The following is a 5,495-nucleotide window of genomic DNA, read 5'->3' as shown; positions in this document are numbered from 1 at the left end:
AGTTCGGCGTTTCTCTTCCTGCGCGGAAGCGGGTAATTTTCTTGCATCAATAATATCCATTTGGGTATTATACAGAACTATAGAGCCACCGGGTTAATAAAGTCACTGGAATTGTTAAAAATGGGTATGCCGAAGGGCTTGATAAAGTTTATATGGAACTTGGCTCGTGTAATACTTAACAAACCTGTCAAACTGACGCTGTACACTACGCGTCTTTTTGGAGGCTTAGCCACTTTACCACAAAAAAGCGCTTCGCACGCAACGCAGATTACCATGGAATTATGAGTCAAAATCAACTCATTAGAATAAAAAATAATCTGTAATAAGCCAAGTGCTTTTTCGGTGCCGGATCTTGAAACTACCCTAGCTTTACTTCTTAGAGAAAGAACAAAAGAGGTGTCCGTAGTAGCATCCACATTGCTAAATGGTAGGGTGGAAAAACCCGAGAAGTATACAGGCAATAGAGTGGATGAGTTTTGTGTGGTTAATTGCACCTATGTAGAAGCAGATGCAATATAGCTCAGTAACGGCAACAGGTGAAACCACCTTGGAGGCTAGCGAGTTAGTTGATCTGGTGAATAAGTGGCCAAACTATAGAGAAACATTGTAGTGGCAAAACTCATCATCGGGTAGCAGGGGGTATCTAGCCCTCACAACACCCCGCATGCGGGTCCGCACAGGGCGTTTCACGGCGAATGGTGAAGCTTGTCCATCCTTCCCCCCAGCTCGTATAGCCCTTCGGATTTTAAGTAAGCATTGGATAATGCCTGATTAATCCCCGGGGTTCTAGAGCTGCGCCACGGACCATTACTGGTGATGCCGCAATCTACCGCTGCTTGTACATGAATAAGCGCTACATGAACCACATTATTCAGCCCGCCAGAGCAAGCTGAAATATGGTTAAAGACTGACTATTGGACACGAAATTTCACAATTCAATAATCTTGGAAACCCATATTCCATTGATTTGCTGTGCGATGACCAAGGATGGTTTGGTTTTACTGGCTGCTGCCAAAAGGCCTTTTTTTGTCCATATTGCGCTTTGCCCTACAGGAACCCATTTGCCAGTTGGGTGATTATGGTTTGCCATTGCTACCAGAATATTATGCTCCTTGGCATAGACTGAGAGAGCCTCTGTATCTGCAAGGTAACCGCTTTCTGATATCAGTGAGCTTGCTAGATAAATTGTTGCCCCATTTTGAACATAGGATTGAATATGACTAGGATGATTGGTGTCAGCACAGATACCCAAAGCAATTCTATGATGACCAATTTCAAGCATTTTTGGTTTAATACCTGCACTAAAAAATTGCTCTTCTCCTGGGTGAAGTGTCATTTTTGAATAGGTAGATATTGAGCCTTCAGGAGATATTATGACTTCTCCTATTGTAAGTTTTTCACCTTCTTTAAGTGGAGCACCTGCAATCACCCAAATATGATTTTTTATAGCTGCATCCGATAACTTTTCAAGGCGTACATCATCAACTGTAAACGCCAAACTTTCTGCCAGTTCTGGCTCATATCCAGTTAATGATAGCTCAGGGAAAAAGATTAATGAAATCCTTTCAGCTCCTGCTCGATTAACTGCTCTGACATGCTCCTGCCTGTATGTTGTTTTTTAAATTCCCTTTGTCTGAAGGAGTTTGAGCTACTGCAAGCTTAAAATTATTCATTATCTGCCTTTGAATTGTACTGGTTACACAAAATCATATACTCATCTTTTTTATAGATACTTCGGACACCAATAAATCGATAAACCACTTACCGTCTACATATCAACTTCGGTGATCATTTTCGAGTTTTGGCCTGTTTTAAAAGTAACATAAAGTAGCAAGCTATCATTTATGTATGAGACATCCGTGTATTTGGGCACCATTCATGCCAGTTTATGGTGCCAGAAAGAAGTTCGAAGCTTTGCACTAAATGTTTCAGGGGCAGCGCCCAAATTGACTCACAATTTCCTAAAGCACTGAAATAGTTTTTTTCGATCACTCAGTGTGAGTAAAAACCCAATGTATTGTCCGCATAAATCACAAACTAAGTGCAATATACTCCTAAACAAGGAAATGACTTGTAATGTCATGTATTTTCGATTGCCATAAGGAGTAAAAAGATAAAGGATCACTAGGGGCGGGAAGTATACCCTTTCTAGCAAGAGAAGACAAGGCACCCACACTTCTTCGAACTGCATAAAAACCCGGTAGACCTTGATCACTAATCAATCGATAGATTAGTGATCATGTCAAAAGTAGTGGCTTCTTAAAAGATTATTAAGTGTTGTTCACTGTGATAAGATCTTCGTAGGAAGCTATACGTGCGCTATGAGATGGGATGATCCTAGTAACGTTCAGATTATTTTCCTGGATTAATTTAGCCAGAAATGCACTATTCTCGCTCTGGGGTGGTAAGGGTCCGTTACTGGGGATCTCAAAGTGATCTGCAGCAAATATAATACCCAACTTTGGCAGGTGGACTAATAAAAAATCAATGGAATGTGGGGTCGGCCCTATATTGATGATATCAACTCTCATGCTTTCATCGTAAAAAGATTTGTCTGAACCAACAACGACAATATTAGCTTTATCTTTGCTAGATAAAGAATCAGAAATCACCCCCTGATGCGCTTTAGCAACCAAAATTGGGATACCCTCTTCTACTATTTCTTGTATTCCACCAATATGGTCGCTGTGATGGTGAGAAATAATGGCATATTTTATCGGCTTTTCACCAAGTTTATTTTTGATATGATTTATTCTCTGTCGAGCCCCAGATAAAGCACCCACCATCAATACATAATCCTTAAACTCGATAAATAAGCTGCTTTGACCAAATAACCCTCCACCCAGGTTTTGGGTCACCCAGTAAACTCCTTTGTCGAGAACTGTAGTTGCCGGAGGGGTTACTTTATCACCAAGGATATTAGTAAAAGTGGAATGTTTTGAGAATAAATCTCTTACAGGTTGATTCAATGTGTAGGCTTCAACCTCCATTGTTCTAGCTAGATCACCATTAACAGAATATGATGATTGGAATGGTAGCAAAAGCCCATCCTGTTTTTGATACTTACCAAAGAAATATTCTATTTTAAAATTATCAGTAGATCTCTCACTTTTAGAAATTTGCTTTATAGATTTATCTATATAGAGAGTGATAGAAGGTTCATTGTTTGGGTTAATTTGTATCAGGTGATGGGGCTTACCATTGTACAACTGCTCCCCCAGATACTTACAGTCATTTTTATATTTAATAGCTTGTTTTAATAAAAGTGTACTGTTTGTTCTTGTAATTTGGCCTGCTAGGCTTTGGAAATCGGTATTGTAAATTGGTGCGCTGGTCTCGCTGTAGAGATCCAGCCTATGGCCACTCTGCCCTTCAATTTCTGTCCGGATTGAGACCTTGCTGCCACCACCTTGACCAGTGTACTCCGTAATGACTAGATCTTTGGAGAAGTCTATGGCTTCCTTTTGGTCTGCGATAATGGTGTCCCAGGGGGGAGTAGTTCCGCGGCTCTGCCCACGGCTTATGATAGTCGTTTTGTAGTCTATATATATTTTATCAATAGCATTTAGGGTCTTCTCTCCACCATAAGCTTTAACAGTTTGTTCGATAATCATCTTTCCGTTAGTGTTTTTTTTCTGAAGCCCCATCTCTTGGCTGAATGAGGGAGAAGTTATTAACAAGGCTATTGTCGTTGTTATTATAAATGGAAAAGCGGGTTTCATTTTTTTCCCCTATTATTTCTTAATGGCCTTTTAAATAATAGGTCGACTTTCAATGAAGTATCAATCGAACTTCGGTCAGTTGACTTTAATTGTCGCCAAAAGGTTGGCGTTGTATGATTTTTTCTGAGAATTTAGCCTTTACTAATTAGCACTCTTTCTAAGTAATAGATAATTGTATATATATGAATCAATGGCTTAGTAAGACTCCGATATTATCCTTCTCAATCTCGACATGCGCAGTATGGACACTCTCCGCGTCCTGTGTAAGGCGTATCTCAACAAAGGCACTTCTTCGTAGCAAGAGACATAATTCAAGTAGGACTGTCTCAGTCTTCTGTCGTCGTGGAATCTGCAGCATTAAGCGGGACTATGGAAGCATGTGGGCTTATGCCTCAAGGCCCGTTACTGCCTCTTTTTTGTTTTTCAAACAACCCGGAGAACTAGCTAGGCCTAAACTGTCAGGGTCCAATGAAACTTATCAATGAAGGGGAAGCAACATCCCTAAGAACTAAAGCAGACTATGAGCTTTTAGAGCTGTGAATTTTCTATTCCTTCAGCAAGGCTAAAACCTGGGTTGACTCTTCCCACGAGAATCTCAGTCCATACCTCTCCATTACCGTTTTAAACCGCTGCACATAGATGGCCTGTACGAGCTTGTAGGGTGGCATCCACTCATCGGGGCCTTTGTCGCCCTTGCCCTGGTTCCGACCATTATCAACCAGCCAAAGATTATCGGGTCCTCTGCAAGCTGTCGCTTTAGCTCTATCGCTCAATTGACACCACCGTGCTTGTACGCCAAGAAAGTGGGGCAATGAATTCATCAACCAGGTCGGAAGCCTGACCAAAGATTTGGCCAAAGTATGGGACCAGAGTTATAGGTCAGATTGAACTTTGCAACCCTAAGCATTGGTGAAAGTAACCGAGGCCAAAGTGAATTGAACTAGCAGCTCCTGGCGGGTACTCAAGCGGTCGCCGTCTGAGTCAGACCACTTCGGCAGCCCTCGTGACGGTCATAGCCCCGCTCCTCTTTAGCTTCGACTTCAAGACAGCCGACTAGAGCGGCAGTTATAATAATAGGCAGAATAAGACGTATGGCGGCCGCTCCATTATTTAGAGGCATCGTACTAGGAGGTATAATGGGGAAACTAATAAAGGTTATTCCGTACTGGGCACCCAGTTAAAAAAGACATGGAAATCCAAAATTAACTACTCAGGAAATCCAGTTCGCCTCGCTATATCCTATAAAGAGAAGGCCATATTCGCTCAGAGCTATATGCGATTTAAGTTAGGCTGGATCTGACTTCAGAAAGAGGGAAGCCCCATTGAAATGAACGAAGAAATCCTACTTTAGTTTTCAAGAAAAAACTTCCACCTGGCTCCTGCCCCTTCCATCACAAATCATTATTGCGGGGCCTGAAATCTTTCAGAACGATTCCGGTAACTGTCAAGATCGGACCCGTTTATGTCCATTAATTTTTGAATAAAGTATCCGGAAATATTGATACAAGCTTCATAGGATTGTGCAAGTGTAGATTGTGAGTCGACCAGTTCAATAGGGAGACTCTCCCCAGCGGTAGCAGTATTGATATCAATCTCTGAACTGACCTCCGAAGCTTCCCAGTCATGCTCTCTTGTGTATGAGATTGAATCAACAGAGACGTCGATTGTAGATTCAATGGTGCCGTATGTCAGGATATTGGTTTCGGGAATATCTTCTGACACCCGCAAAGCACACTCAATCAAAGCTGGATCTGCCGGCATAAAGAAATAGCC

At 41.7% G+C, this 5,495-nt stretch carries 2 protein-coding genes and 2 pseudogenes; all 4 read right to left on the bottom strand.

The features are described 5' to 3' along the window. Positions 1 to 928 precede the first annotated feature (928 nt). Positions 929 to 1,594: pseudogene (locus ACCI49_RS23315) on the bottom strand (carbon-nitrogen hydrolase family protein); the annotation flags it as partial. A 676-nt stretch (positions 1,595 to 2,270) separates the two neighbouring features. After that, positions 2,271 to 3,722, bottom strand: coding sequence for an MBL fold metallo-hydrolase (locus ACCI49_RS23310; RefSeq protein WP_371841642.1), 1,452 nt, complete (start codon positions 3,720 to 3,722; stop codon positions 2,271 to 2,273). A gap of 545 nt (positions 3,723 to 4,267) precedes the next feature. Then, positions 4,268 to 4,495, bottom strand: a complete 228-nt coding sequence (locus ACCI49_RS23305; protein WP_371841640.1) for an HNH endonuclease — start codon at positions 4,493 to 4,495, stop codon at positions 4,268 to 4,270. A 628-nt stretch (positions 4,496 to 5,123) separates the two neighbouring features. After that, positions 5,124 to 5,495, bottom strand: a pseudogene (locus ACCI49_RS23300) (hypothetical protein); the annotation flags it as partial.

The sequence above is a fragment of the Microbulbifer epialgicus genome (assembly GCF_041447265.1).
Taxonomy (GTDB): Bacteria; Pseudomonadota; Gammaproteobacteria; order Pseudomonadales; family Cellvibrionaceae; genus Microbulbifer; species Microbulbifer epialgicus.
This window is presented reverse-complemented; position numbering and strand designations above follow the sequence as displayed.